General features: G+C 64.9%; 26 protein-coding genes. 13 read left to right on the plus strand and 13 right to left on the minus strand.

The window, feature by feature from the left end; genetic code table 11:
- The first annotated feature begins 173 nt into the window (after positions 1-173).
- On the plus strand, positions 174-869 hold the full coding sequence (locus tag RBJ75_RS00770) for a nitroreductase (protein ID WP_044409543.1): 696 nt from the start codon (positions 174-176) through the stop codon (positions 867-869).
- Between the two features lie 160 nt (positions 870-1029).
- Here the strand turns inward: RBJ75_RS00770 and RBJ75_RS00775 are convergent, their stop codons facing one another.
- Complete coding sequence (locus RBJ75_RS00775) at positions 1030-1857, minus strand: universal stress protein (protein WP_044409565.1); 828 nt, start codon at positions 1855-1857, stop codon at positions 1030-1032.
- 94 nt (positions 1858-1951) lie between these two features.
- On the minus strand, positions 1952-2752 hold the full coding sequence (locus RBJ75_RS00780; RefSeq protein ID WP_044409540.1) for an enoyl-CoA hydratase/isomerase family protein: 801 nt from the start codon (positions 2750-2752) through the stop codon (positions 1952-1954).
- A gap of 359 nt (positions 2753-3111) precedes the next feature.
- Here RBJ75_RS00780 and RBJ75_RS00785 point away from each other — a divergent pair, with 359 nt between their 5' ends.
- The 4 genes from RBJ75_RS00785 to RBJ75_RS00800 all read left to right on the plus strand — a co-directional run bounded on the left by RBJ75_RS00785 (position 3112) and on the right by RBJ75_RS00800 (position 6307).
- Positions 3112-3789, plus strand: coding sequence for a Crp/Fnr family transcriptional regulator (locus RBJ75_RS00785; protein ID WP_044409537.1), 678 nt, complete (start codon positions 3112-3114; stop codon positions 3787-3789).
- Positions 3790-3806: 17 nt separating this feature from the next.
- Positions 3807-4700 (plus strand): DUF6537 domain-containing protein, encoded by an 894-nt coding sequence (locus RBJ75_RS00790; protein ID WP_044409534.1) that lies wholly within the window; start codon positions 3807-3809, stop codon positions 4698-4700.
- A 207-nt stretch (positions 4701-4907) separates the two neighbouring features.
- Positions 4908-5312 (plus strand): DUF3307 domain-containing protein, encoded by a 405-nt coding sequence (locus RBJ75_RS00795; protein ID WP_044409562.1) that lies wholly within the window; start codon positions 4908-4910, stop codon positions 5310-5312.
- Between the two features lie 113 nt (positions 5313-5425).
- Positions 5426-6307 carry a haloalkane dehalogenase gene (locus RBJ75_RS00800; RefSeq protein ID WP_044409531.1) on the plus strand — a complete coding sequence of 294 codons (882 nt, stop codon included), beginning with the start codon at positions 5426-5428 and terminating at the stop codon, positions 6305-6307.
- Here RBJ75_RS00800 and RBJ75_RS00805 read toward each other — a convergent pair.
- Both RBJ75_RS00805 and RBJ75_RS00810 read right to left on the minus strand, forming a co-directional pair.
- A complete protein-coding gene (locus RBJ75_RS00805) occupies positions 6302-6454 on the minus strand; it encodes a hypothetical protein (RefSeq protein WP_160297926.1) in 153 nt (50 codons plus the stop codon). The genes RBJ75_RS00800 and RBJ75_RS00805 overlap by 6 nt on opposite strands.
- A 16-nt stretch (positions 6455-6470) precedes the next feature.
- The gene (locus tag RBJ75_RS00810; RefSeq protein ID WP_044409528.1) at positions 6471-6863 is read right to left on the minus strand and encodes a hypothetical protein; all 393 of its coding nucleotides are present in this window, start codon (positions 6861-6863) and stop codon (positions 6471-6473) included.
- A 302-nt stretch (positions 6864-7165) separates the two neighbouring features.
- On the opposite strand from RBJ75_RS00810, the gene RBJ75_RS00815 reads away from it, so the two are divergent.
- Together RBJ75_RS00815 and RBJ75_RS00820 are read left to right on the plus strand one after the other, a co-directional pair.
- Complete coding sequence (locus tag RBJ75_RS00815; RefSeq protein ID WP_044409525.1) at positions 7166-9382, plus strand: sensor domain-containing diguanylate cyclase; 2217 nt, start codon at positions 7166-7168, stop codon at positions 9380-9382.
- A 169-nt stretch (positions 9383-9551) separates the two neighbouring features.
- A complete protein-coding gene (locus tag RBJ75_RS00820; RefSeq protein ID WP_044409522.1) occupies positions 9552-9962 on the plus strand; it encodes a hypothetical protein in 411 nt (136 codons plus the stop codon).
- Between the two features lie 18 nt (positions 9963-9980).
- On the opposite strand, the gene RBJ75_RS00825 is transcribed toward RBJ75_RS00820, so the two are convergent.
- Entirely contained in the window at positions 9981-10298 is a 318-nt protein-coding gene (locus RBJ75_RS00825; RefSeq protein WP_044409519.1) for a YkgJ family cysteine cluster protein, read from the minus strand.
- Between the two features lie 60 nt (positions 10299-10358).
- The gene (locus tag RBJ75_RS00830) at positions 10359-10970 is read right to left on the minus strand and encodes a pyridoxamine 5'-phosphate oxidase family protein (protein WP_044416817.1); all 612 of its coding nucleotides are present in this window, start codon (positions 10968-10970) and stop codon (positions 10359-10361) included.
- A gap of 96 nt (positions 10971-11066) precedes the next feature.
- On the opposite strand from RBJ75_RS00830, the gene RBJ75_RS00835 reads away from it, so the two are divergent.
- Positions 11067-11966 (plus strand): LysR family transcriptional regulator, encoded by a 900-nt coding sequence (locus RBJ75_RS00835; RefSeq protein WP_044416819.1) that lies wholly within the window; start codon positions 11067-11069, stop codon positions 11964-11966.
- 8 nt (positions 11967-11974) lie between these two features.
- Here the strand turns inward: RBJ75_RS00835 and RBJ75_RS00840 are convergent, their stop codons facing one another.
- Together RBJ75_RS00840 and RBJ75_RS00845 are read right to left on the minus strand one after the other, a co-directional pair.
- On the minus strand, positions 11975-12388 hold the full coding sequence (locus RBJ75_RS00840; RefSeq protein ID WP_044416820.1) for a PaaI family thioesterase: 414 nt from the start codon (positions 12386-12388) through the stop codon (positions 11975-11977).
- 100 nt (positions 12389-12488) lie between these two features.
- Positions 12489-12923 carry a response regulator gene (locus tag RBJ75_RS00845; protein ID WP_044416842.1) on the minus strand — a complete coding sequence of 145 codons (435 nt, stop codon included), beginning with the start codon at positions 12921-12923 and terminating at the stop codon, positions 12489-12491.
- A gap of 189 nt (positions 12924-13112) precedes the next feature.
- Between RBJ75_RS00845 and alkB the strand changes: the two genes are divergently transcribed.
- Together alkB and RBJ75_RS00855 are read left to right on the plus strand one after the other, a co-directional pair.
- A complete protein-coding gene (gene alkB / locus RBJ75_RS00850; protein WP_044416827.1) occupies positions 13113-13763 on the plus strand; it encodes a DNA oxidative demethylase AlkB in 651 nt (216 codons plus the stop codon).
- Between the two features lie 87 nt (positions 13764-13850).
- Positions 13851-15065, plus strand: coding sequence for a hypothetical protein (locus RBJ75_RS00855; RefSeq protein ID WP_044416829.1), 1215 nt, complete (start codon positions 13851-13853; stop codon positions 15063-15065).
- A gap of 98 nt (positions 15066-15163) precedes the next feature.
- On the opposite strand, the gene RBJ75_RS00860 is transcribed toward RBJ75_RS00855, so the two are convergent.
- From RBJ75_RS00860 to RBJ75_RS00875, 4 genes are all read right to left on the minus strand, one after another.
- Positions 15164-16789: a thiamine pyrophosphate-dependent enzyme gene (locus RBJ75_RS00860; RefSeq protein ID WP_044416830.1), complete on the minus strand. Its 1626-nt coding sequence runs from the start codon at positions 16787-16789 to the stop codon at positions 15164-15166.
- 25 nt (positions 16790-16814) lie between these two features.
- The gene (locus tag RBJ75_RS00865; RefSeq protein ID WP_044416832.1) at positions 16815-17687 is read right to left on the minus strand and encodes a fumarylacetoacetate hydrolase family protein; all 873 of its coding nucleotides are present in this window, start codon (positions 17685-17687) and stop codon (positions 16815-16817) included.
- Positions 17688-17811: 124 nt separating this feature from the next.
- Positions 17812-18795 carry a 3,4-dihydroxyphenylacetate 2,3-dioxygenase gene (gene hpaD, locus RBJ75_RS00870; protein ID WP_044416834.1) on the minus strand — a complete coding sequence of 328 codons (984 nt, stop codon included), beginning with the start codon at positions 18793-18795 and terminating at the stop codon, positions 17812-17814.
- Between the two features lie 74 nt (positions 18796-18869).
- Positions 18870-19268 carry a 5-carboxymethyl-2-hydroxymuconate Delta-isomerase gene (locus RBJ75_RS00875; RefSeq protein WP_044416836.1) on the minus strand — a complete coding sequence of 133 codons (399 nt, stop codon included), beginning with the start codon at positions 19266-19268 and terminating at the stop codon, positions 18870-18872.
- A gap of 288 nt (positions 19269-19556) precedes the next feature.
- Here RBJ75_RS00875 and RBJ75_RS00880 point away from each other — a divergent pair, with 288 nt between their 5' ends.
- The 3 genes from RBJ75_RS00880 to RBJ75_RS00890 all read left to right on the plus strand — a co-directional run bounded on the left by RBJ75_RS00880 (position 19557) and on the right by RBJ75_RS00890 (position 23282).
- On the plus strand, positions 19557-20642 hold the full coding sequence (locus RBJ75_RS00880; RefSeq protein WP_044416838.1) for a malate/lactate/ureidoglycolate dehydrogenase: 1086 nt from the start codon (positions 19557-19559) through the stop codon (positions 20640-20642).
- A 152-nt stretch (positions 20643-20794) separates the two neighbouring features.
- A complete protein-coding gene (locus RBJ75_RS00885) occupies positions 20795-21571 on the plus strand; it encodes an HpcH/HpaI aldolase family protein (RefSeq protein WP_044416840.1) in 777 nt (258 codons plus the stop codon).
- 187 nt (positions 21572-21758) lie between these two features.
- Positions 21759-23282 (plus strand): UxaA family hydrolase, encoded by a 1524-nt coding sequence (locus RBJ75_RS00890; protein WP_044419168.1) that lies wholly within the window; start codon positions 21759-21761, stop codon positions 23280-23282.
- A 213-nt stretch (positions 23283-23495) separates the two neighbouring features.
- On the opposite strand, the gene RBJ75_RS00895 is transcribed toward RBJ75_RS00890, so the two are convergent.
- Positions 23496-23633: a hypothetical protein gene (locus tag RBJ75_RS00895; RefSeq protein ID WP_160297989.1), complete on the minus strand. Its 138-nt coding sequence runs from the start codon at positions 23631-23633 to the stop codon at positions 23496-23498.
- Positions 23634-23685: the final 52 nt, after the last annotated feature.

The following is a 23685-nucleotide window of genomic DNA, read 5'->3' on the forward strand; positions in this document are numbered from 1 at the left end:
TGTCCCGGACGCGGTGCAGCGCGTAGCGCTGCTCCGCAGAGCCGGGACCCCGGTTGCTGCTTCCGACAACATAACCGGGGTCCCGGATCAGCAGCGCACCACGCCGCAAGGGCGGCGCGTTGCGCAGCATCCGGGACACGGGGAAATCTGAGACTTCAGAGAATGGTTTGCCAATGACCACCATGTCCGACTCCACCCCGATCGCCGTGCTCGAAGACCTGCTGGCCGCGCGGTTTTCCTGCCGCGCCTTCAAGCCGGATCCGGTGCCGCGCGCCGCCATCGAGCGCGTGCTCAATGCCGCGCAGAAGACTGCGTCATGGTGCAACAGCCAGCCCTGGCAGGTCACCATCGCCTCGGGCGAGGCGACCCGACGCTTTCGCGAGGTGATGTATGCCGCCGCCTCCAGCGGCCAGCCGAACAGTGGCGATTTTCCGTTCCCGCGGGAATATAAGGGGGTCTATCAGGAGCGTCGCCGCGAGAGCGGGTTCCAGCTCTACAACACGCTCGGCATCGAACGCGGCGACAAGGCCGCCTATGCCAAACAGGCGCTGGAGAATTTCAATTTCTTCGGCGCGCCGCATGTCGCCATCATCACCACCGACGAGGCGCTCGGCGTCTATGGGGCGATCGATTGCGGCGGCTATGTCACGAGCTTCATGCTGGCGGCGCAGGCGCTCGGCATCGCCACCGTGCCGCAGGCGGCGTTGGCGTTCCACGCCGCGGTGGTGCGCCAGCATTTCGCGATGGCCGAGGATCGCCGCGTGGTCTGCGGCATCTCGTTCGGCTATCCCGACCGCGAGCACAAGGTCAATAATTATCGCACCAGCCGCGCCGCGCTAGGCGAGGTGGCGACCTTCGTCGACGCGTAGTAACGCATCAAACGCGCTGTCATTCCGGGGCGCGAGCCCGTTGGGCGAGCGAACCCGGAATGTTTCGGCAAGGCACAGCGCTTAAGCGAGATTCCGGGTTCGCTCGCAGCGCAGCTGCTCGCGCCCCGGAATGACGGCGTTTGGTGTCAAATGCCTTTGCTCAGTGCGAGAACAGCACCGGCAGCGGCGGTTTCGACAGCAGGGTCTTGGTTGTGCCGCCGACCACGAATTCCCGCCATCGCGAATGGCCATAAGCTCCCATCACCAAGAGATCGGCGTCGTGGGATTGCGTATAGTCCGTCAACACCTCGCTGACGGTCCGGCCATTGGCGTCGACCCTGTCGAGTACGACGTCGATGCCATGGCGGGCCAGGCTCTTCGCCAATTCCTCGGCTGAATGCTTGGAGTCGCGGGCGTCGGCTTTGACAACGGTGACGACGCGAACCTGCCGCGCCTGTTTCAACACCGGCATGGCATCCGCCACCGCCCGTGCCGAAGCCCGGCTGCTGTTCCACGCCACCGCGACGGTGCCGAGTTCGAAGGCCCGCGCGGGCGGCGCGGCGGGGAGCACCAGGGTCGGCCGGCCGGCGGCGAAGATGATCGTCTCGGCGATCCATCGCGGGGTTGCTGCCGGCAGAACCGTCAGGTCATGGACCCGCGCATAATCCACCAGCACGCGTGAGGCATCCGGAATCAGGGATTTTTCCAGGATGCGCTCGTGCAACACGGCGAGCCGTTTGGCGGCGGCCTCGAAAGCGTCGAGCAGGCACTGCGCAGTGTCGCGGCTCTTGTGGCTTTCGTCGGCGATGATGTCGCCGACCAGCGAAGCGGACACCAGATTCCCGGGCAAGGCGATGTGGATTTCAAAGCACAGCGCCGCCACATGGGTGCCCATCGCCGCTGCGGCCGCCGTCGCATCGTTGATCGATGCCACTGACGTCGGCTCGGCATAGCTGGTCAGCGCGACAAGGACGTTTTTGAATGGCATCAGACCCTCCTGCATGATTCATGGGTAGGAGGTTCCCGGGGCTTCGTGCTTGATCCACCGCAATATGCGACGGCGATCGCCGCGACCCGCGCCATCAGTTTCCGAAGTTTCGAAATTGCGGCGCGCGCTTCTGCGCGAATGCCGCGATGCCTTCCTTGATCTCGTCGCCGCGCATGCTGGCGCGGGCGCGGCAATCGGCGGCGGCTTCATCGAAATCGCCCCGGGCGAATTCGTTGATGGCGCGTTTCATTCCGGCCATTGCCTGCGGGGCGTTGCCGGCCAGAATGACCGCCAGCGCATCGACTTCGGCATCGAGCTGCTCGACCGGCACCATCGCGGTGAGATAGCCGATCCGCAGCATCTCGGCGGCGTCGATCTTTTGCGCGGTGAGAAACAGCTTCTTGGCATTGTTCAACCCGAGCCGGGTGACGTAGCGCTTGATGCCGCCCGGATAGTAATGCAGCCCGAGCCGCGCCGCCGGCATGAACATTTCTGCGGTGTCGACGCCGATACGGAAATCGCAGGCCAGCGCCAGATCGGTGGAGCCGCCATAGACCCCGCCATTGAGCCGGCAGATCGTCGGCAGCGCCAGGTTTTCGAGCCGATCCGCGACCGCCTCGAACGCCGATCCGGACGGCTCGTTGTCGGACTCACCGGTTGCGCGTTCGGCGATCTTGCCGAGGTCGAAGCCGGCCGAGAAGGCGCGGCCGGTCCCGGTCAGGATCAGCACCCGGACGCTCTTGTCGGTCTCGATCCGGTCGAACAGATGCAACAATTCGGTGAGATCGTCCGGCTGCAGCCGGTTCAGATGGCGCGGCCGGTTCAGCCGGATGGTGGCGCGCGGGCCGTCGATGCTGAGCACGGGCATGCTCGCGGGGGCCGCCTGATCCGACATGATATTCTCCTGGGGCTGATTGCGGATTGTTGACTACAGTGAACGCATGGCCTCCGGTCAGGCCGGAAACCACGGGCGGAGCTGCCGTTGTGGCGCCGAGCGGCGCGAGATCCAGACGCCACGCGGGCCTTGCTCACTCATCACGGCAAAGTGCCTGCGCGGGCTGGCGCCGTCAACAACCGCGCCTGGCGCAGGCCGCCTCGTGACGGGCGACTTTTGCCGAGGAACGATTATAATTCTGTGCGCATCCTCTATATCCGGGGTGTGCGAGGTGGCGGCGGGGCAGTGAGGCACGCGCCAGATCGCGCGTGATCGGATCTTTCGTCCAAACGTTTGACTCCAGGCACTGGTTGGTACCCATGGACGCGTCACATATTGTCCATCATGCCGGGACCGCGGGCACTCTGTTCGCGACGGTGTTCGTGGTGGCGACCTCGACGATGCGAACGATGATTCCCTTGCGGGTGTTCGGCATTCTCACCAACATCACCCTGATCGTGGCGTCGATTCCGAGCCTGTATTATCCGGCGATCATCCTGCATGGCGTGTTGTTGCCGCTCAACGCCTACCGGCTGCATGAGATGCTGCAACTGGTCCGGGATGTGAAGAAATCGGTCAATAGCGACCTGTCGATGGACTGGCTGAAACCGTTCATGACCGAGCGCAACTGCGAGGCCGGTGAGGCGCTGTTCTACAAGGACGAGAAAGCCGAGCACATGTATTACATCGTCAGCGGCCGCTACCGTCTGGTCGAATCCGGCATCGAGTTGCCGGTCGGCGCCATCGTCGGTGAGTTGGGCATGCTGTCGCCATCCAACACCAGAACCCAGACCCTGGAATGCATCGAGAGCGGCACCGTGCTCGGGGTCAGCTACAGCAAGGTCGAGGAACTCTACGTGCAGAATCCCGAATTCGGCTTCTATTTCCTGCGGCTCGCCAGCGCCCGGCTGTTCGAGAATATCGGGACGCTCGAACGACGTCTCGAGGAAGCCACGGCGGCTGGCCCGACGCAGGACGTGGCGGATCATCGCGTGTAGAGCGGCGAGGCGGCAGCGTGGCGGGATATATCGATGCGATGCGCTCGACGCTGGCCGAGCTGCTCGGCGAGCGCGACACCGCGACGCCCGGCCTATTCGACGGGCTGCCGGCGGCCGCGAGGCCGGTCGTCGACGACGCGATCGCCGAGCTCATCATCTATCAGGGGCCGGGCTATGCGCAGCTCTATCTTGATCGGCTGCGGCGGTTCGTCGGACGGCGCGGCGTCGACGAGGAGCTGCTGATCGAGATCGCGCGGCTGATGCTGATGCGCATGTGTTTTGAGGATCCGATCCGGATCGCCCAATTGACGCTGGCCGAGGCCGGCGTGCCGAAAAAGGGCCGGGCGGCGCGGCCGCTCGACAGGACGTGCCGGTTTCGGCTGGATGAACTGGTGTCGGCATTGCCGACCATGGCGGCGGATCCGCTGCTGAGCGCGATCGGATATGTCGGCTGGCTGCACGCGCCGGTCCGGATGCGCTTCAATGCCACCAGCTTTCTCGGAATCTGCCGGTTGAGGGTGGAGTCGTGGCTGCGGCGCTGGCGGTTGTTGTCGGTGCGCTATCCGCAGGAGCGCGCCTGGGTCGAGCGCTGGCTGCACATGATCGACCGCAGCCTCACCAAGCAACCGCGGGCGGTCGGGCAGATCGTGCAGAGCGCGACCTTGGTGCAGGGTTATGGCGCGCTCTATCGGCAGGGCCTGGCGGACTGGCATCTGATCATCGATCAGCTGGCCAAGCCGACCTTCGATGGCACGCTGCCGCTGACCGATCTTGCCGGCGCAATCGTGGACGCGCGCGCGGCGTCGCGGCCTGATCCGCAGCAGAGCGCGTTGAAGGCCAGGATTGCCGAAATCAGGGCCCTGGCGTTCGAGCAAGCGCCGCCGGGCGTCGCCGCGGGGCGGCCAGGCTGAGCGTCGCGGCCGGTCGAGCCTCGGGTTTTTTCGCATTTGCCGCCGCGTGCATTCCGGATCAGGAAATGTCATAAACGAAAAATGCCGGCCTACTTTGTGAGGATTGCAGGGCTCCTCGCCTGCTGGGAGGCTCGCAGCGAGCGCCGGCGCTGTGGCCTGCCGGAGTCCTGACCGTGACCCCGGCAGGTTGAAGTGAAGGACGTCAGCTTGGTCTTTCCAGCATTGTCATCGTCGGTTGCCGTGGGTGCGCTGGTCGGCTGGATGCTTGCGCTGACGGCCAAGCATGTGGTCGCGGATTTTTTCCTGCAGAATTCCTGGATGGCGCTGGGCAAGGATCAGAAGACCGGCTGGGCGCTGCCGCTGCTGACGCATTGCAGCGTGCATCTAATCCTGACGACGGCGCTGGTGCTGATGATCGCGCCGCGGCTCTGGTTCGTCGGCCCGATCGATTTCGCGATCCATCTGGCGATCGATCGCGCCAAGGGATTTTGCGTCGCGACCTACAACGTCACACCGCAACACCAATGGTTTTGGTGGCTGATCGGGACCGATCAGGCGCTGCATCACCTCACCGGATTCGGCCTGTCGCTGTTCATGGCGGTGAACGGCTGAGCCGGCCGGCTTCATCTTCCGTATTGCGGCATGCGCCTGCGCGACCCCGGCATCTCGCGCCGCGGATTGCACCGGGCTGCGGCGCGCGCCAAGCTGCAGGCGGAGGAATGCCGATGACCGAAGCCCCGCTGCAAAAACAATTCGCCAATGTGCGCGGCCGCCGCATGGCCTATCATGAACGCGGTTCCGGAACGCCGGTGCTTTTCCTGCACGGCAATCCGACGTCGTCCTATCTGTGGCGCGATGTCATTCCCGAGCTTGAAGGGCTCGGCCGCCTGATGGCCCCCGACCTGATCGGCATGGGCGATTCAGACAAGCTGCCCGACCCGGGACCGGACAGCTATCGCTTCACTACCCATCGCGATTACCTCGACGCGTTGATCGATGTGCTGATCGGCCCGTCCGAGCCGATCTTCCTGGTGGTGCATGATTGGGGCTCGGCGCTCGGCTTCGACTGGGCCAACCGGCACCGCGACCGGGTGCTGGGGATCGCCTATATGGAGGCGATCGTGCGCCCGATCTCCGGCTGGGACGATTGGAGCCCGTCGGCGACCCCGGTGTTTCAGGGGTTTCGCTCCGACAAGGGCGAGGCCATGATCCTCGAGCGGAACCTGTTCGTCGAACGGGTGCTGCCCGGATCGGTGCAGCGTAAACTGACCGAAGCGGAAATGGCGGAATACCGCAAGCCGTTCACCCGGCCGGAGGATCGCTGGCCGACCCTGACCTGGCCGAGGCAAATTCCGATCGGCGGCGAGCCCGCCGATGTGGTGGCGATCGTCGCCGACTACGCGCAATGGATGGCGCAGAACGACATTCCGAAGCTGTTCGTCAACGCCGATCCCGGAGCGATCCTGATCGGCGCCTCGCGCGAGTTCTGTCGGAGCTGGAAAGCCCAGACCGAGATCACCGTGCCCGGCTCGCACTTCATCCAGGAGGATTCCGGGCCGGCGATCGGCCGCGCCGTGGCGCAATGGATCAGGACCATCCAATCATGACCCCTCGATCCTGATCCCCCCCTCGCTGCCGAGCTGATCGATGCCGAGCTGATCGATCCCGAGCTGGGTTCCATCCGCCCGCACCGATCTGCAATGCGCTGTGGCGATCACCGCATTGTCGCAGCCGGCGCGGCTCGCATGCCGCATTGGGTGACATCAATGGTCAAGCGCTGCGGCGTTCTTCCGACTTCGGACGTTCTCCGATCAGGTCGCTCTCGGCGGTTGGCATTTTCGCTCCGATTTCGTTGCTCACGCGCATCATCTGTTGCTGGAACGCGAGGCCGTCTTCCATCAGCCGCGCAAATGCGCCGTTCGCCCAGTCCTGATATTCGCGCAGCGCATCAAGCGGAGTCGCGGCTTCGCCCAGGCGTTTGGCGGTGTCCAAGGCGGCCTGCGTGCCGATCCGGCGTCGCGTGAACCAGCCGTCGGCATATTCCTTCATTCCGCCGAGCACATTCTCCTCGGCTTCCCAGAACTTCACGCTGACCGGCGCATAGGTCTTCAACGCTGCGGTCGGCTGCAACATGTTGGGGAATGACGTCACGGTTTCACTCATGGCAACTCTCCCTTTTGTCGGTTGATTTTTAAGTATTTCAGCGGCGGCAATCGACACGATAATTTTCACGCAAATGCGGCGATGTTCAAAATTGGGCAGTCCGCAAGATTTGATTTACCATGACAAAATTGCGACGTGGAACTCGGTCCGATGGTGCCGCGCTACAAAGAATCTGCAGGTAGTAATACCTGGCAATAAATTAACCGGAACCGATGAGGAGGCCGATATGCTTGGAACTAATAATCTTTTTCTTCCAGTGGCATTCGGTCAGAAGCTAGGTCGACACCGTGATGCGAGAGAATATGGCTGCATTTCTTGAAGGCCAGCTGGATTTCATATTCTTCTTCTATGGCCTGGCATTTATCCTTGTCGGCACTGCCGGGCTGTCGATCGCCAGGGAACCGCGCGGCAAGGCGGCCGGGCTGGCGCTGTTCGGCGCCTTCGGCCTGTTGCACGGCGCCTCGGAATGGCTCGACCTCGCAGCGCTGATCATCGAGGACTCGCCGCTCTTTGTCGTCATCCGCCTCGCCTGCATGACGGGCTCCTTCATGTTTCTGCTTGAATTCGCGCGGACGGGAGCCGTTGGGCTCGGAGTCCGGGTGCCGGGCCGCTGGATTCACCTGCCTCTGCTCGGCCTGGTGATCATCGGCGGAGTTGCCGGAGATGCGGCGACGGCCAACGCGCTGGCGCGCTACAGCTTCGGGCTGGTCGGCGCGCTCGGCAGCGCTGCGGTGCTGATCGAGCGGACGCGGCAGCGTTCGGCGTTGGCCAGCTGGATTACCAAAATCGCCGGAGTGACCATGATCTTCTACGGCGTCGCCGCCGGATTGATTGTTCCGGAAGCGCCGTTCTGGCCCGCCGACATCATCAATCAGGCCTCTTTCGTCACGCTCACCGGCGTCCCGATTCAGCTGGTGCGTGGTCTGATCGGTTGCGTCTTGGCACTGACGATCTGGGGGGCATGGGGGCACCTGCTGGTCCGGGCCGTGGATTCGGAGCGCTACACCGCCCATCTGCGCTGGCAGTTCGTCGGCGCGCTGGCTGCGCTGGCTGCGATTTTTATCGGCGGCTGGCTGCTGACCGATTTTCTCGGCAAGATCTACCGCGGTGAGATCGAGAGCGAAGCCCAGGGCGACAGCGAGCTGCTGGTCAGTCGTGTGGCCGGAGAAAGCGCGGCGGTGCGGGCGATGGCAGAAGCACTGGCCGGCACGCCCGCGGTGTCGGCGATGCTGCGGCGCGGAGAGCCTCAGGACATCGCCAACGCCCAGCAAGCGCTGGAACTCGACGTCGAGGCATCGGGAGCGACGCTCGGGCTGATCGTCGACAGCAGCGGTCAGGTGGTGAGATCATCCCAACGCAAGGAATTCGCGTTGCTGGGGATGCCCAATCAAAGCCGGAAGGGTTGGTTCGAAAGGGCCATCCAAGGAACAGACGCCAGTCAGATCGAGTCTGACCCCGTCAGCAAAGAGCGGACCTATTACGCCAGTCATGCGGTCCGATCGCCTGACGGCACCATCCTCGGCGTGGTGGTGCTGATCAAGTCGCTGGAAATTCTCGACCTCAACCTGAAGTCGTTTGATCGCGCATTCTACTTCATCAATGCCGATGGCATGGTCATGCTCACCAATCGGGATGGCCAATTCCAGCGGCCACTCTGGCCGCAGGCGTCAAGGCAAAAGCTCAATCTCGACGAACAGCTCGGCGCGCCAGCGCAGCCGACGATGCTGGCGGCCGAGGTCAAGACCTCGGCATGGACCACATTCGGCGGCCGGCGCGGCTATGTGTTGCGTTCGCCGCTGGGGCAAAGCGAATGGTCGATTGTTCTCGTGATCCCGGTGACCGGCATGTTCGCCAGCCGGTTGTTGGGGATCATCATCACCCTGCAATTCGCGATCACCGCGCTGTTCTATTTCTTCGGGCGGGAACACGGCATCCGCGATAACATCGCCGCGGTGCGCCGGCTGGAATTGCAGCGGCGCGCGGATTTGTTGGAAATCCAGGCGACCACGGATCCGCTGACCGGGGCCTTCAACCGGTTGAAGTTCGACGAAGAGCTATGCGACGAAATCGGGCGGGCCAACCGCTACGAAACCCCGCTGGCGCTGACGTTGTGCGACATCGATCACTTCAAGGAAGTCAACGACGTCTACGGCCATCAGGCGGGCGATCGCGTCCTGATCGAACTGTCGGCGATGGTGGCGCGCGGACTGCGGCAGTCGGATCTGCTGGCGCGCTGGGGCGGCGAGGAGTTCGTGATCCTGTTGCCGGGGATCGATGCGCTGCGCGCCGGCATCGTCGCCGACAAGTTGCGCGAGACGATCGCGCGGGCCTCGTTCGGCGAGGTCGGGGCCGTCACTTGCAGTTTCGGTGTCGCCAATTACGTCTATGGCGACACCGCGGCGACGTTGCTGGCCCGGGCCGACAATGCGCTGTATCGCGCCAAGATGAATGGCCGCAACCGGGTCGAAGTCGACACGCCGCTGATCGAAGGCGTGGAACTGGCGCCGTGGCATTCATAGGGCGGCCCTGTCGCCGGCCATCATTTCCCTTGCCTCATCGGAGCGGCGCGGAGGCGCGGCGCGCCTGTCTGATTCGCGGTTCCATTTCAATACTTAATGGCGCCATTGGCGGGCTTGGTTAACTCCTCATTAACGAATTGCATTGCATGCTGCGTTCTTGGAGAGCGCCATGTGGTCAAGTCGCGAAGCATTCGAGAACGACTTCTGCCCGGTCCGCGAGGATCTGCTCGGCGAGATGTATCGCGCCAACGAGAACGGCCTGTCTCAACTGGTGGAGAGCGTGTCGTCCGAGGTGCGGGCGATGCTGGCGCTGTTCTGTTACCGCCGCAGCCATTTGCATGCGCTGGCGCTGACGATCGCCGGCAGCTGTGACGAGCGCGAATTGATTCAGCTCGGCGGCCGCGTCGGTTCCACCCTCTACGCGCAGTCGCACGGGACCACGCGATCCCGGCCGGCGACGTCATCGTCCTACGGCAACCGCAAGCCGATCACGCTGTCGACCAAGCCGCTGAGCACGGTCGCGCCGTTGCAGAATGACGACGAAGACGAAGACGATCACCCCCGCGCCGCGGTCGGCTGACCGCGGTTTCTCACTGCTTCACAGCACCGGCAGGCCGAATTTGCGCCGCGCCATCGCGCATTCCGGATCGCCCGGCATGCAGGTTCTGCACACTTCGGGCCGAATGGCGTAGATGCCGCAAGCCGTGGCTTCGCCGATCTTGCCGCTCAGCGCGGCGCAGCGGTCGTCCGGGCAGCGCATCCCCGATAGTCGGTCATTGACCAGTTCCGCCGGAATTAAATCGAGCGCGTCGTCATCCTCGATAGTGAAGCGCGGCCAATTGGCCGAATACGCACAGCAGGCGCCGCAGCCCTGGCAGGGGCTGGGCAAGTCGGAACTGGGCGCGCTGATCGTCATCGAGCCGCTTTAGCGCGAAGCGTGTGGTGGCGATACGTCTTTGCATCGGGACGGGCGCAATCAGGCGCCGGCCGCGGCCAAAGCCGCTTCCAGCTGCGCGATCCGGGCATCGCGCGACGCCAGCGCCGCGGCGACGTCGGCGGCGTCGAATTTCTGTGGGATATGCTGCGGGCAATTGGTGTCCCAGGCGCTGATCTTGAACATAATCACTTGCTCGGGCCGCGCCTTATAGGTCTTCGGCATCAAGGATTGCAGCAGGGCCGGGTCGTCCTCGATCACCCGGGCTTCGCCCCAGATCTTGACGCGGCGGCGATGTGCATAGTCGATCAGAAAGATATTTGCCTTGGGGTTCTCAGTGAGATTGCCCTGGGTGATATATTGCCGATTGCCGCTGAAATCCGCGAAGGCCAGCGTCGTCGGATCGAGCACCCGGATGAAGCCGGGCGGGCCGCCGCGGTGCTGGATATAGGGCTGGCCGTCGGCGCTGGCGGTGGCGAGGAACATGCTGGTCTGCGCCGCGAGGAATTCGGCCAAATCGCCGTCGACGGTGCTGCGCCAGCCGCCATTTTCCTCCACTTTCGCATAGGCGCTGCGTGATCCTTTGCGGGTCTGGATCGCCTTCACCGCCGGCGTGAATGCGACGTCGCTGGAATAGGTTTGATCGTCCGACATGGTTGAGACCTCTGATCGCACTGATATCGAGCGTCGCAGCAATTTGCGCAATCGTCGCGATTGACACTTCATTGTTGCGATATATGAAATAATACCATGGATCGCCTCGACGCCATGACCGCCTTTGTGGCGGTCGCCGACCTGCACGGCTTTGCGCCGGCCGCGCGCAAGCTCGGCCTGTCGCCGTCCGGCGTCACCCGATTGATCGCGGCGCTGGAAGACCGGCTCGGCGCGCGGCTGCTGCAGCGGACCACCCGCTCGGTCACGCTGACCGATATCGGCGCGCGCTATCTGGAGCGGGCGCGGCGCATTCTGGCCGATATCGAGGAGGCCGAGGCGTCCGCCGGCGCCGAGCGAACCCAGCCCTCGGGGCGTCTCGTGGTGTCGGCGCCGGTCGGCTTTGGCCGGCTCCACGTCGCCCCGCTGATGTCGGCCTATCTCAGGCGCTATCCAGCGGTCAGCGGCGAGTTGCGGCTGTCCGATCGGGTGATCAATCTGGTCGAGGACGGCGTCGACGCCGCGGTGCGGATCGGGCATTTGCCCGATTCAACCCTGGTAGCGCGCCAATTCGGACAGATGCGGCGCATCGTGGTGGCGTCGCCGGACTATCTGGCGCAGCGCGGCGTGCCGGCGACGCCGGCGGCGATCGCCGCGCACGACACCATCCAGCTCGGCGCGCTGGCCGCGGCGCCGGATTGGCGCTTCGTCGAAGGCGGCCGCGAGATCCGCGTGCCCCACGCGCCGCGCTTCACCAGCAATGTCGCCGACGCGGCGATCTGGCATGCCGAGCAGGGCGGCGGGCTCACTTGCGTGCTGTCCTATCAGGCCGCCGACGCCATCAAGGCCGGTCGGCTGCAAATCGTGCTGGCGGATTTCGAGCTGCCGCCGCTGCCGATCCATATCGTCTATCCGACCTCGCGGCTGTTATCCGCCAAGGTCCGCGCCCTGATCGATCTGGCCCATGACACCTGCGACTGGCAATTCGCGACGCGCTGACGCCGCATCTATTCCTTCGGCTTCGCCACGCTGAACGTCGCATTGGCGCGGGCGCAACGGTTGCCGTCGACGGTGACGAAGCATTGCGCGACGCACAGGGTCCGGCCGGCCTTGATCACCTCGGTCTCGACCTGGAGCCATTGCCCGATCTGGGCCGGGCCGATGAAGTCGATCGACAGGCTGGCTGTCACCAGACGCGCCGCACCGCCGAGCTTGACGCCGCAGCTCAGCCCCATCGCGTTGTCGGCGAGCGAGGTGATCAGTCCGCCATGGGCCAGTCCGCGCGAATTGGTGTGCGGGGGAGCGAGCCGTAGCCCGATGATCACCGCATCCGCAGTCCGTTTGGAATAGATCGGCTCCCACGGATCGGTCAAAGGGCTCTGGCGGAAATGTCGTTCAAAGCCCTCGGGAATCTCGGTCATTCATGCTCCGGTTGCGTGCCATTCTTGACGATCCGCAACGGATCACGAATGGCCGGCAATGACCAGAGCAGGGCGCGCGACGCGGCGTGCGCCGCCGGCGCTACGGGTCGCGCAGTTCGATGCGGTCGGCGCTGAAGATGCTGTCGGCGGCCTTGGCCTCCTGCAGGCATTCGCGGACCACGAACAGCAGCGCCGCCGAGGTGAACGGCTTGCGCAGGCAGCGCCAGGCGCCGAGTTCGATCGCCACGCTGAGAAAATCCGGGGCGTGACCCTGGATTTCCGAGAAGGCGTAGCCGGAGATCGCGATCAGCGGCACCTTGGGCGCGCGTTGGTGAAAGATTCGGACGGCCTCGAAGCCGTGCATGTGCGGCATGAAAATATCGATGATCATCAGATCGAAACTGGTGCGGCCGAGCGCCTCCAGGCCGCTTTCCGCGCCGTCCGCGGTTGTCACGTCATAGCCGTTGCGATTGAGCAGGGCGCGGATCGATGTGCAGACCGACGGCTCGTCGTCGACTACAAGAATGCGCGTCATCAAGGCCTCCTGGCTGAGGGTCAAAGCGATCGACATTCAATCGAGGCGGTTCAGCGAAACGTCGGCGAATCAACATTGCCGCCAGTATCAATCTGAGGTTGAGATTGCGTCCGCCCTAAATGATACATAGGGAACTGAAAATGATCGAGATTTATTCTCAAACCACAATGCGACGGACCTGCGGCCGCAATGAATGATCTGTTCGATAGTCTGCCTGATACGCGATCCGCCCGGATGCCGATCGCCGAGGGCGCAGTGCTGTTGTGTGGTTTGGCACGGCAAAGCGAGCCGGAGCTGATTGCCGCACTGCGGGAGGTCATCGCCGCTGCGCCGTTTCGCCACATGGTGACGCCGGGCGGCCACCGGATGTCGGTGGCGATGACCAGTTGCGGTGCGGTGGGCTGGGTCACCGACCGCAGCGGCTATCGCTACGCGCCGACGGATCCGGACAGCGGACAGCCATGGCCGACGATGCCGGCGTCGTTCCGCGAACTGGCGCGCAACGCGGCCGCGCAGGCCGGCTTCGATGATTTCGATCCCGATTCCTGCCTGATCAACCGCTACAAGCCGGGCGCCAAAATGGCGCTGCATCAAGACAAGGATGAGCGCGATTTCGCCGCCCCGATCGTGTCGGTCTCGCTCGGCCTGCCGGCGACGTTCCTGTTCGGGGGCCTGGCGCGTAGCGACAAGCCCAAGCGATTTCAGCTGGAGCATGGCGATGTGGTGGCGTGGGGCGGTCCGGCGCGCTTGGCCTATCACGGCGTCGCGCCGCTGAAGGACGGCACCCATCCGCAGCTCGGACCGCAGCGTATCAATCTGACTTTTCGCAAGGCATGCTGAGCGGCTGCTGATGCTGCCCCAACAGGGCGGAACCCGTCTTTCCATTGCAATATGGCCCGGTCTAAGCTGGTCCGAATTGGGGGCCACATGACCGAAAACGCGGACGATAACCCCACCACCAGCCGCTTCGGCGTCTATCTGGCGGTGCTGCAGCTGGTGTTCACGCTGGGCTGGACCATCTATGTGATCTATCTGCCGAAACTGGCCGCCCAGGTCGGGATTGCGCCCTCGTCGGTGATCCTGATCCTGATGCTCGACCAGGCGATTTTCACCGTCACCGACACCGCGATGGGGATCGCCGCCGACAAGCTGGCGCCTTTTGTAGGCCGGCTCGGGATCTTCGTCGGCGCGGTGACGGCGCTGTCCTGCGCGGCTTTTGTGGCGCTGCCCTTCATCGCCGGCGCGGCCGCGCAGCCGCTGTTCATCGCCACGCTGGTGGTCTGGGCGATCTCCTCCTCGGCGCTGCGGGCGCCGCCGCTGACGCTGCTCGGCAAATATGGCGCGCGACCAAAGCTGCCGTTCCTGTCGGCGTTGACGATGCTGGGCTATGGCCTGGCCGGCGCGGTATCGCCCTATCTCGGCGTGGTGCTGCGCGATCAGGACCCGCGGATTCCCTTTGTGATCGCCAGCGTGGTGTTGCTGATCGTCGCGGTGTCGCTGTCGCGGGTCGAGCGCGGCTTGGCGGTGGCGATGCCGGCCAAAATATCCGCCGACACCCGGTCGCTCGGCCGGGTGCCGATGCTGTTCATCGCCTCGATGGTGATCCTGGCGCTCGGCTATCAATTCCATTTCAGCGTCAATAGCGCGCCGTTCTTCCTGCGCTTTGCCAAGCCCGCCGATCTGCAATGGCTGATGCCGGTGTTCTGGATTGGCTTCAACATCGCCATGTTCCCGGCCAGCATCGTCACCAAGCGCCATGGCGGATTGCTCGTGATGGGCGCCGCCGGCCTGCTGGGCGCGCTCGCCGTGCTCGGCGCCGAACAGGCCGGCAGCCTCAACATGCTGATCGCCAGTCAATTCATCGCCGGGGCGGCGTGGGGCTGCATGTTGATGAGCGCGGTGTCGGCCGCCTTGGCGATCGGCGAGACCGGCGCCGAAGGCAAGGTCGTGGGCCTGGTGTTCTCGGCGCTGGCGCTGGCGACCTTCGCGCGGATCGCCGCGGTCGCAGGCGGCCTGCAAAGGCTGCCGGACTACGCACCCTTGCTGCATTGGGCCCCGGTGGCGTGCTGGTCGGTGGCCGGCTGTGGCCTCTTGGTGCTGGCGGCGTCGCGGCTGCGCGCCGCGCAGGCGCGAACGGTGTGAGTGCATCCGCGTCATGGCGAGCGAAGCGATGCAATCCAGGGCGTCCTGCGCTGAATTGCGGGATTGCTTCGTCGCTTCGCTCCTCGCAATGACGAAGGTTACGGCTTGGCCGGATGAATGAACGGCCACGGGCTCGACTCGCTATCCTTCGGCACTTCGATGGCGATCAGATACGGGCCGCCATCGGCCAGCGCGGTCTCCAGCGCGGCCTTGAACTGGTCCGGCTCGGTGACCCGCGCGGCGCCGACGCCGAAAGACTGCGCCAGCCTGACGAAATCCGGATTGGTCAGATCGGACGCCACCGCGCGGCCCTCGAACAGATTGACCTGGTCGCGCCGGACATTGCCATAGGCGCTGTTGTTGAACACCAGCGTCACCACGCCGATATTGTATTGCACGGCGGTCGCCAGTTCCTGCACCGCGAACATGAATCCGCCATCGCCGGTGATCGCCACCACAGGCCGATCCGGAAACGCCACCTTGGCGCCGAGCGCGGTGGGAAAGCCCGAGCCCAGCGTGCCCTGATAGCCGGACGTGATGAAGGTGCGCGGCTGATAGACCGGGAAGCCGTACCAGGAGGCGAAGCCGACCTGCGACAGCTCGTCGGTGACGATGGCGTCGTCGGGCAGCACCTCGCGCAGGATGTTCAAGTAAGCCATCTGCGGCTGCACCGACTGGATCTGTTGCGCGGCCAGCACCGACGCCTCGCGGATCTCGCCGCGTCGCGTTGCCGATTTGGCATAGCCCTGCTTGCGCACCGCCGCGGCGAGCGCGCTGGTGCCGGCTTGCGCGTCGGCGATCAATGCGGCGTCCGGGGTGAAGCGGCGCATCTCGGATGGATCGATATCGATCCGGATCGATCTCTGCCCCTCGGGCCGATATGGCCAGCGCGACATCGTCGCCAGCTCCATCCGGGTGCCGATGCCGATGATCAGATCGGTCTGCGGCCACAGATTGTAGGCCGCGGCGAAAGTCAGGCCGAGCTCGTGGGCGTTGCTGACGATGCCACGGCCGCTGCGGAACGCCACCACCGGCGCGTCGATCAGTTCGGCGAGGTCGAGGATCTCGCCGGCGGCATCGAACGCGCCGCCGCCGACAAAGATCATCGGCGCCTTGCTCGCGGCGATCAGCGCGGCCGCCGCCTTGATCCGGTCCGGATCGGGCTGCGGCGCGGCAAAGCGGGCGAATGGCGCGACGGCGGCGACCTCGGCGCGTTGCGTGAATACATCCCACGGCATTTCCAGCGCCGCCGGGCCGCGCCGGCCGCTCATCATCTCCTGGAACGCCCGCGAGACCTTGGTCGGTGCACCGTCCGGATAGTCGATGCGCTCGGCCCATTTGACGAAGCTGCGCAAGGTGGCGAGCTGATCCGGCATTTCGTGCAGATGGCCGCGGCCCTTGCCGAGAAACGCCGTCGGCACTTGTCCGGTGAGGCACAGCACCGGCTCGTTGCAGCCCAACGCGGTCAGCATCGCAGCCCCCGCATTGAGCACGCCGGGGCCCGGCACCACGCTGAACACGCCGGGCCTGCCGCTGGCCCGCGCATAGCCGAACGCCATGTAGCCGCAGGCCTGTTCATGCCGCGCCCCGACCACTTTCAATTGCGCCTTGGCGAAGCCGTCGAACAGCCCGTAGATCTGGGCGCCGGGCAGGCCAAACACGGTGTCGACGCCATGCGCCTTGAGGCCCTGGACGATGGCTTCGCCGCCGGTCATTGCAGTCATCGGATGTCCAATCTTTGAAGGGGGATCACGCGACCTCGTCGACCACGCCGTTGCGCAGCAGGCCGATGCCGTCGGCTTCGATCTCGACGATGTCGCCGGGTTTCAGATAACGCGGCGGATCGAAACGCGCGCCGGCGCCGGTCGGCGTGCCGGTGATGATGACATCGCCGGCGACCAGCGTGGTGAAGGTCGAAATATAATGGATCAGATAGCGGATCCCGAAGATCATCCGCGAGCTGCGATCGTCCTGCCGCGTCTCGCCGTTGACCCGCGTGGTGAGGCGGATGTCGGCGATCTGCGCTTCATCGGTGTAGGGCACCAGCCACGGGCCGAGGCTGCCGCTGGCGTCGAAATTCTTGCCTTGGGTGACGTTGAACTTGGCGTGCCGCACCCAGTCTCGGATCGTGCCCTCATTGCACAGCGAAAGCGCCGCGATATGGCCGAGCGCATCGGCCTCGGCGAGGTGACGGCCGGGCTTGCCGATGATCAAGACAATCTCGCCCTCATAATCGAGCTGCGGTGACGCCAGCGGGCGGACCAGAGGGATCTGGTGGCCGACAAAGGACCGCGGGGTGCGCATGAACAGGCTGGGATATTTCGGCTGCTCGGAGCCGTCCTTGTATTCGGCATTGCGGTCCGGATAGTTGACGCCGACGCAGATGATCTTGTCCGGCTGGGGAATCGGCGGCTGCCAGGCGACGGCGTCGCGCGCGAAATCCGGCGCGAGCCTGGCGGCCTCGTCAGCCAGCCGCACCAGCGCGCCGGCGGCGATCACCTCGCGCAACGTCGGATAGATCCGTGCATGGCGCACCGACAGATCGACCACGCCGCCATCGGTGACGAGGCCGTAGTGCGTGAAGCCATCGACTTCGAAGCTGGCGAGGCGGGCAGGGGGCATGGGCGCTCCGAGCAGTGTTCCTCATGCTGAGGAGGCCCGCAGGGCCGTCTCGAAGCATGAGGAAGATGAACAGCTCATCCTTCGAGACGCAGGCTGCGCCTGCTCCTCAGGATGAGGGCAGCAATCAATCCGCGATCAGCACATCGGCGACGAATGCCGGTTCGCGCACCTCCTGGCCGAGAAAGGGCGAGCCGTCCTCGAACCAGGAGCGCGGCGCCGGCGTGCCCCACAGCGTCTGCCGGCGCGGATCGCGCAATGACCAGCGCAGCGGCGCGTGGTCGTGATCCATGGTCTGGTAGTCGCTGGAATACAGTTCGACGCGGTGGCCGTCGGGATCGCGGACGTAGAGAAAGAACGCGTTGGACACGCCGTGACGGCCGGGCCCGCGCTCGAGATTTGTCAGCAATCCGCTCGACGCCATCACGTCGCACAGATGCAAGATGTTCATCGGGCCCGGCACCCAATAGGCGAAATGATGCAGCCGCGGTCCGCGTCCATTGGTGATGGCGAAGTCGTGGACATTGCCCTTGCGCTGCATCCAGGCCGCGGCGATGCGGCCGCCTTCGCCGTCTTCTTCGGCATATTCGGTGAGGCGAAAGCCGAGCTGGGCGTAAAAATCGACGGTGTCCTGCACCTCGGCGGCGAACACATTGACATGGTCGAGCCGCTGCGGATGGCAGCCCTTGTAGAGATCGTAGCGCCGCAGCAGATTCGGGCGCTTGTCCATGCTGGCGCAGAATTCCAGCCGGAACCCGAACGGATCTGTGACATGCAGGGTGCGGCGCTGGAACGGGCGATCGGCAAAGGCGTAGGTGACGCCGTTCTTGTCAAAGAAGCTGGCGGCCTTGTCGAGGTCGGAATCTTCGCCGACCCGGAAGCCGAGCCGGGCGGCGGCCGCCGTCTTGGCCTTGCGTAGCACCAATGAATGATGCTGCTGCTCCTCGCTGGCACGCAGATAAGCGGTGGCGTCGTCGCGATCCTCGACATGCAGCCCGATGATCTTGTCGTAGAACGCCACGCTGGCGTCGAGGTCGGCGACGTCGAGCACGACATGGCTGCAGCGCGTGATATTGAACGGCGGATTGAAAGTCTGTTGCGGCACCGGCATCGGATATTCCTACTGACAACCGAACAATCTAAAGAGCCTCATGGTGAGCAGGTGCGCTTGCGCCGTCTCGAGGGTCAGCCATGTTTTGCCTCGGCAACCAGCAGGTCGTGGATGCTGTTGCGTTTCCAACTGGTGTCCTTGTCGATGACCTGGATGTCGAATGACAACGCGAATCCTTCCTCGGCGAACAAGGGATCCAGGAAGTGCGACAGTCTGTTGAAAATATGATCGCCGGCCTTTTTGCGCGCGGCAAGATCGCGGCCTTCGCCGAGCCGCAGCAGCATCGCCAGAAAATTGAGGCCGTCGCGGCCGTCGGCGATCGCGTAATCGTCGCAGCGGATGGCGCGGACGCGAATGCCGCCGAGCGGAAACATCCCGGTCTCGATCGCCGCGATCCGAACTAGTTCGACGATCTCGGCGATGTCGACCAAGTCTTCCAGGGCGGCGGAATATTCCAAAGTGAAATGCGGCATGGCGAGGCCTAATATGACGGTTGATCGGTGACATCGCAACCACGGCGCGCGCCATGGCCCATCGGGAGCGGGGATCTTTTGTATCTGTGCTGCGCGGCTTGCAGATGCCTCCCGGCGATGCCGGTTGGCCATGCGGCGGAGACGGTAGACAGGCGCAAGGATTTTCGCTCAACTCGCAACATCAAATGACAGCCAGGGCCACCGGCCCGGCCGCGACGGGAGGACGACGATGATTGCCAAGCAGGGAACGGCGGCGCGCGCTGCCGGCCGCAGGATGGTTGCGCCGACATGGTGACGCTGCAGGCCGACAGGCTGATCGATTTCGTCGCCCAGGTATTCGAGCGCTCCGGTTCGTCGAAGGAAGAGGCGCGTCGGATCGGCTCCTATCTCACCTCCGCCAATCTCACCGGCCATGACAGCCACGGCGTGATCCGGGTGCCGGTCTATGTGCGCTGGCGCAAGGCTGGCGCCGTGCATCCGGACCAGACCGTCGATGTGCCGGTCGATCTGCCGGCGCTGGCGGTGGTCGACGGCAAGTTCGGCTATGGCCAGACCGTCGCGCCGCAGGCGGTGCGGCTCGGCATTGAGAAATGCAAGGCGCAGGGGCTCGCCGCGGTGGCGCTGAAGAATGCCGGCCATATCGGCCGGGTCGGCGACTGGGCCGAGATGGCGGCCGCCGAGGGGCTGGTGTCGATCCATTTCGTCACCGCGGCGGGCTCGATCCTGGTGGCGCCGTTCGGCGGCGCCGAGCGTCGGCTATCGACCGCGCCCTATTGCGTCGGCATTCCGCGGCCGGGCCAACCGCCGGTGTTGCTCGATCTCGCGACCTCGGTGGTTGCCGAAGGCAAGGTGCTGGTGGCGGCGCGCGGCGGCAAGAAACTGCCGAAGGGAGCGCTGATCGATTCCGATGGCACGCTGAGCGAAGACCCCGCGGTGCTGTACGGGCCGTTCGAAAAGGATGGCCCGATCAACCACGTCAATGGCACCGGCGCGATCCGGGCTTTCGGCGAGCACAAGGGCTCGGGCCTGGCGCTGATCTGCGAATTGCTCGGCGGCGCGCTCACCGGCAACGGCGCCACAGGGCCGAACCGACCCTTCGCCAACGGCATGTTCTCGATCTATGTCGATCCCAAGCGGATCGATCCGTCGGATCTGTTCGACGGCGAGGTCGCCCGCTATGTCGATTACTTCAAGAGCACAAAGCCGATCGCCGGCACCGACGCGGTGCTGATTCCGGGCGATCCGGAAACCAGCACCCGCGCCGAACGCAGCGCCAACGGCGTGCCGCTGTCCGACGACACCTGGGCGGCGATCGTCGCCACCGCGCGCGAGGTCGGCGTCAGCGAGGAGGCGGTCAAGGCCGCGACGGCGTGAGGGAGCGAATGCGGCCTCATCCTGAGGAGCGACCGCTAGGTCGCGTCTCGAAGGATGAGGGATGAACAGCTCATGGTTCGAGACGGCACTGCGCGCCTCCTCACCATGAGGACCTCGATTGAATTGGCATCACAGAAAAGGATCAACGATCAATGGCTAACAATGTCAAAAACATCTGGGCCGCCGGCAAGGTCGTGGTCAATGGCTGGCTGGCGATTCCGTCGGGCTTCTCCGCCGAGGTGATCGCGCAATGCGGCTTCGACAGCGTCACCGTCGATATCCAGCACGGCGTGCAGGACTATCACTCGATGGTGAGCTGCTTCCAGGCGATGAACGGCCATCCGGTGACCCCGATGGTACGGGTGCCGTGGAACGAGCCCGGCATCATCGGCAAGGTGCTCGACGGCGGCGCCTATGGGGTGATCTGCCCGATGGTCAACACCAAGGAGGAAGCCGAGAACTTCGTCTCCTATTGCAAATACCCGCCGCGCGGCACCCGCAGCAACGGTCCGATCCGCGCCGGGCTCTATGGCTCCGCCGGCGGTTACCAGGTCGCCGCCAATGCCGACACGCTGTGCATCCCGATGATCGAGACCCGCACCGCCGTCGACAACATGGAAGCGATCCTCGACGTCGAGGGCATCGCCGGCGTCTATGTCGGGCCGTCCGACCTCGGCTATTCCTACGGCTTGGAGCCGAAGCTCGACCGCGAGGAGCCGGAGATCCTGAAGATCTACGACAAGCTGATCAAGGAATGCGACAGACGCGGCATCTATCCCGGCATCCATTGCTCCGGTCCCGCCGGCGCCGCCAAGAATATCGCCATGGGCTTCAAGCTGGTGACGCTGCTCAACGACAGCGGCATCATGGCGACCGCAGCCAGGCAATGGGTCGGCGAGACGCGGAAGAATTCCGGCGGCAAGGCGTAGGCGTCACCGTTTTCGTGTCCCGGACAAGGCGTCGCGCGCAGCGCGTCGCCGCCGATCCGGGACCCCGGTTAAGCGCCGCAGAAGACACCGGGGCCCCGGATCTGCGGCGCATCCCGCCGCGAGCGGCGTGATGCGCCGCAGATCCGGGGAACGAGGATTCATCGACCAGAATCTTGAGGAGATCTCCATGTCCGTATCGCCGACGATCCGCCTGCATCCCGACGACGGCGTGCTGATCGCCCGCACCACGTTGCTTCCCGGGATCGCGGTGGCCGATGGCGTGGTGACGTCGGAGCGGATTCCCGCCGGCCACAAGGTCGCGATCCGGCCGATCGCCGTGGGCGAGCCGATCCGCCGCTACGGCCAGATCATCGGCTTCGCCACGCAGCCCATCGCGCCCGGCCAGCATGTCCACACCCAGAATTGCGGCATGGGCGATTTTTCCCGCGACTACGCCTATGGGGTCGACGTCAAGCCGACGCCGAATTTCGACTTGCCGGCGAATTTCGACGGCATCGTGCGCGGCGACGGCCGCGTCGCCACCCGCAACTACATCGGCATTCTGACATCGGTGAATTGCAGCGCCCATGTCGCCGGCATCATCGCCGATGTGTTCAAGAAGAATCCGTTCAGCGGCCACGATCCGCTGGCCGACTTTCCCAATGTCGACGGTGTCGTGGCGCTGACCCACAAGACCGGCTGCGGCATGACCCAGGACGAGCCGCTGCGGATCCTGCGCCGCACGCTGGGCGGCTACGCGCGGCACGTTAATTTCTCGAATGTCGTGGTGCTCGGCCTCGGCTGCGAAATCAACCAGATCGGTGGGCTGATGGCCGAGCAGAAGCTCGCCGGCCGGCTGCGCGAACTCGAGATCCAGGAACTCGGCGGCACCCGCAAGAGCGTCGAGGCCGGTGTCGCCTTCGTGCGCGAGGCGCTGGCCGATGCTAACAAGGTCAGGCGCGAAAAAGTGTCGGCGTCCGAGCTCACCGTCGCGCTGCAATGCGGCGGCTCGGACGGTTACTCCGGCATTTCGGCCAATCCGGCGCTGGGGCAGGCCAGCGACCTGCTGGTGCGCCACGGCGGCACCGTGATCCTGTCGGAAACACCGGAGACCTATGGCGCCGAGCATCTCTTGACGCGGCGCGCGGTCAGCCGCGAGGTCGGCGAGAAGCTGGTTGGATTAATGCGCTGGTGGGAGGATTACTGCGCGCGCGAAGGCGCCGAATTGAACGCCAATCCGTCGCCGGGCAACAAGGCCGGCGGCCTCACCACCATTCTGGAAAAGTCCCTCGGCGCGATGGCCAAGGCGGGAAGCACCAATCTGGTCGACGTGGTCAACTACGCCGAAGCTATCACCAAGAAGGGCTTCGTGTTCATGGATACGCCGGGCTACGACCCGGTGGCGGCGACCGGGCAGGTCGCCGGCGGCGCCAACCTCGTCTGCTTCACCACCGGCCGCGGCAGCGTGTTCGGCTGCAAGCCGGCGCCGTCGATCAAGCTCGCCACCAACACGCCGATGTTCACCCGGATGGAAGACGACATGGACATCAATTGCGGCACCATCCTGGACGGCGCCGAGACCGTCGAGCAATGCGGCCAGCGCATCTTCGAGCTGATGCTCAAGACCGCCTCCGGCCAGCCGACCAAGAGCGAGAGCTTCGACTTCGGCGGCGCCGAATTCGCCCCCTGGGTCCAGGGCGCGACGATGTAGCGGCTGGGCGCGCGTCTATTCTTCTCCGTTTCCCGGACAAGGCGCCGCGCTTTGCGCGGTGCCGCCGATCCGGGATCCCGGTTTGGCGCCTGTAAGATAATCGGGTGCACATTGTGTCGATCCGCAACCGGGGCCCGGATCTGCGGTGCGCCTTGTCCGGGGCACGGGCTCCAGCAGCGGTGTCGCGCGCGATGGTCCTCCAGCCAGAGGTCGTCATTCCGGGGCGCGAGGCCGCAGGCCGAGCGAACCCGGAATCTTTCCACGAACGACGAAGCCGCCGGCTATTTGCCAGCGGCGGGATTCCGGGTTCGCGCGCAGCTTACGCTGCTCGCGGCCCGGAATGACCAGCATGGGCGCTGGCCGCACGTATCCCAGGCAAAACCTGCCCGTTGTTAGGGCTTGC

Origin of the sequence: Rhodopseudomonas sp. BAL398 (assembly GCF_033001325.1) — a bacterium.
Lineage (GTDB): Bacteria > Pseudomonadota > Alphaproteobacteria > Rhizobiales > Xanthobacteraceae > JARJEH01.

Excerpts from the sequence above, each read along its gene's own strand:
- RBJ75_RS00770 (WP_044409543.1), top strand. The coding sequence starts at position 174 with ATGACCACCATGTCCGACTCCACCCCGATCGCCGTGCTCGAAGACCTG.
- RBJ75_RS00775 (WP_044409565.1), bottom strand. The coding sequence starts at position 1,857 with ATGCCATTCAAAAACGTCCTTGTCGCGCTGACCAGCTATGCCGAGCCG.
- RBJ75_RS00780 (WP_044409540.1), bottom strand. The coding sequence starts at position 2,752 with ATGTCGGATCAGGCGGCCCCCGCGAGCATGCCCGTGCTCAGCATCGAC.
- RBJ75_RS00785 (WP_044409537.1), top strand. The coding sequence starts at position 3,112 with ATGGACGCGTCACATATTGTCCATCATGCCGGGACCGCGGGCACTCTG.
- RBJ75_RS00800 (WP_044409531.1), top strand. The coding sequence starts at position 5,426 with ATGACCGAAGCCCCGCTGCAAAAACAATTCGCCAATGTGCGCGGCCGC.
- RBJ75_RS00805 (WP_160297926.1), bottom strand. The coding sequence starts at position 6,454 with ATGCGGCATGCGAGCCGCGCCGGCTGCGACAATGCGGTGATCGCCACA.
- RBJ75_RS00810 (WP_044409528.1), bottom strand. The coding sequence starts at position 6,863 with ATGAGTGAAACCGTGACGTCATTCCCCAACATGTTGCAGCCGACCGCA.
- RBJ75_RS00815 (WP_044409525.1), top strand. The coding sequence starts at position 7,166 with ATGGCTGCATTTCTTGAAGGCCAGCTGGATTTCATATTCTTCTTCTAT.
- RBJ75_RS00820 (WP_044409522.1), top strand. The coding sequence starts at position 9,552 with ATGTGGTCAAGTCGCGAAGCATTCGAGAACGACTTCTGCCCGGTCCGC.
- RBJ75_RS00825 (WP_044409519.1), bottom strand. The coding sequence starts at position 10,298 with ATGACGATCAGCGCGCCCAGTTCCGACTTGCCCAGCCCCTGCCAGGGC.
- RBJ75_RS00830 (WP_044416817.1), bottom strand. The coding sequence starts at position 10,970 with ATGTCGGACGATCAAACCTATTCCAGCGACGTCGCATTCACGCCGGCG.
- RBJ75_RS00835 (WP_044416819.1), top strand. The coding sequence starts at position 11,067 with ATGGATCGCCTCGACGCCATGACCGCCTTTGTGGCGGTCGCCGACCTG.
- RBJ75_RS00840 (WP_044416820.1), bottom strand. The coding sequence starts at position 12,388 with ATGACCGAGATTCCCGAGGGCTTTGAACGACATTTCCGCCAGAGCCCT.
- RBJ75_RS00845 (WP_044416842.1), bottom strand. The coding sequence starts at position 12,923 with ATGACGCGCATTCTTGTAGTCGACGACGAGCCGTCGGTCTGCACATCG.
- alkB (WP_044416827.1), top strand. The coding sequence starts at position 13,113 with ATGAATGATCTGTTCGATAGTCTGCCTGATACGCGATCCGCCCGGATG.
- RBJ75_RS00855 (WP_044416829.1), top strand. The coding sequence starts at position 13,851 with ATGACCGAAAACGCGGACGATAACCCCACCACCAGCCGCTTCGGCGTC.
- RBJ75_RS00860 (WP_044416830.1), bottom strand. The coding sequence starts at position 16,789 with ATGACTGCAATGACCGGCGGCGAAGCCATCGTCCAGGGCCTCAAGGCG.
- RBJ75_RS00865 (WP_044416832.1), bottom strand. The coding sequence starts at position 17,687 with ATGCCCCCTGCCCGCCTCGCCAGCTTCGAAGTCGATGGCTTCACGCAC.
- hpaD (WP_044416834.1), bottom strand. The coding sequence starts at position 18,795 with ATGCCGGTGCCGCAACAGACTTTCAATCCGCCGTTCAATATCACGCGC.
- RBJ75_RS00875 (WP_044416836.1), bottom strand. The coding sequence starts at position 19,268 with ATGCCGCATTTCACTTTGGAATATTCCGCCGCCCTGGAAGACTTGGTC.
- RBJ75_RS00880 (WP_044416838.1), top strand. The coding sequence starts at position 19,557 with ATGGTGACGCTGCAGGCCGACAGGCTGATCGATTTCGTCGCCCAGGTA.
- RBJ75_RS00885 (WP_044416840.1), top strand. The coding sequence starts at position 20,795 with ATGGCTAACAATGTCAAAAACATCTGGGCCGCCGGCAAGGTCGTGGTC.
- RBJ75_RS00890 (WP_044419168.1), top strand. The coding sequence starts at position 21,759 with ATGTCCGTATCGCCGACGATCCGCCTGCATCCCGACGACGGCGTGCTG.
- RBJ75_RS00895 (WP_160297989.1), bottom strand. The coding sequence starts at position 23,633 with ATGCTGGTCATTCCGGGCCGCGAGCAGCGTAAGCTGCGCGCGAACCCG.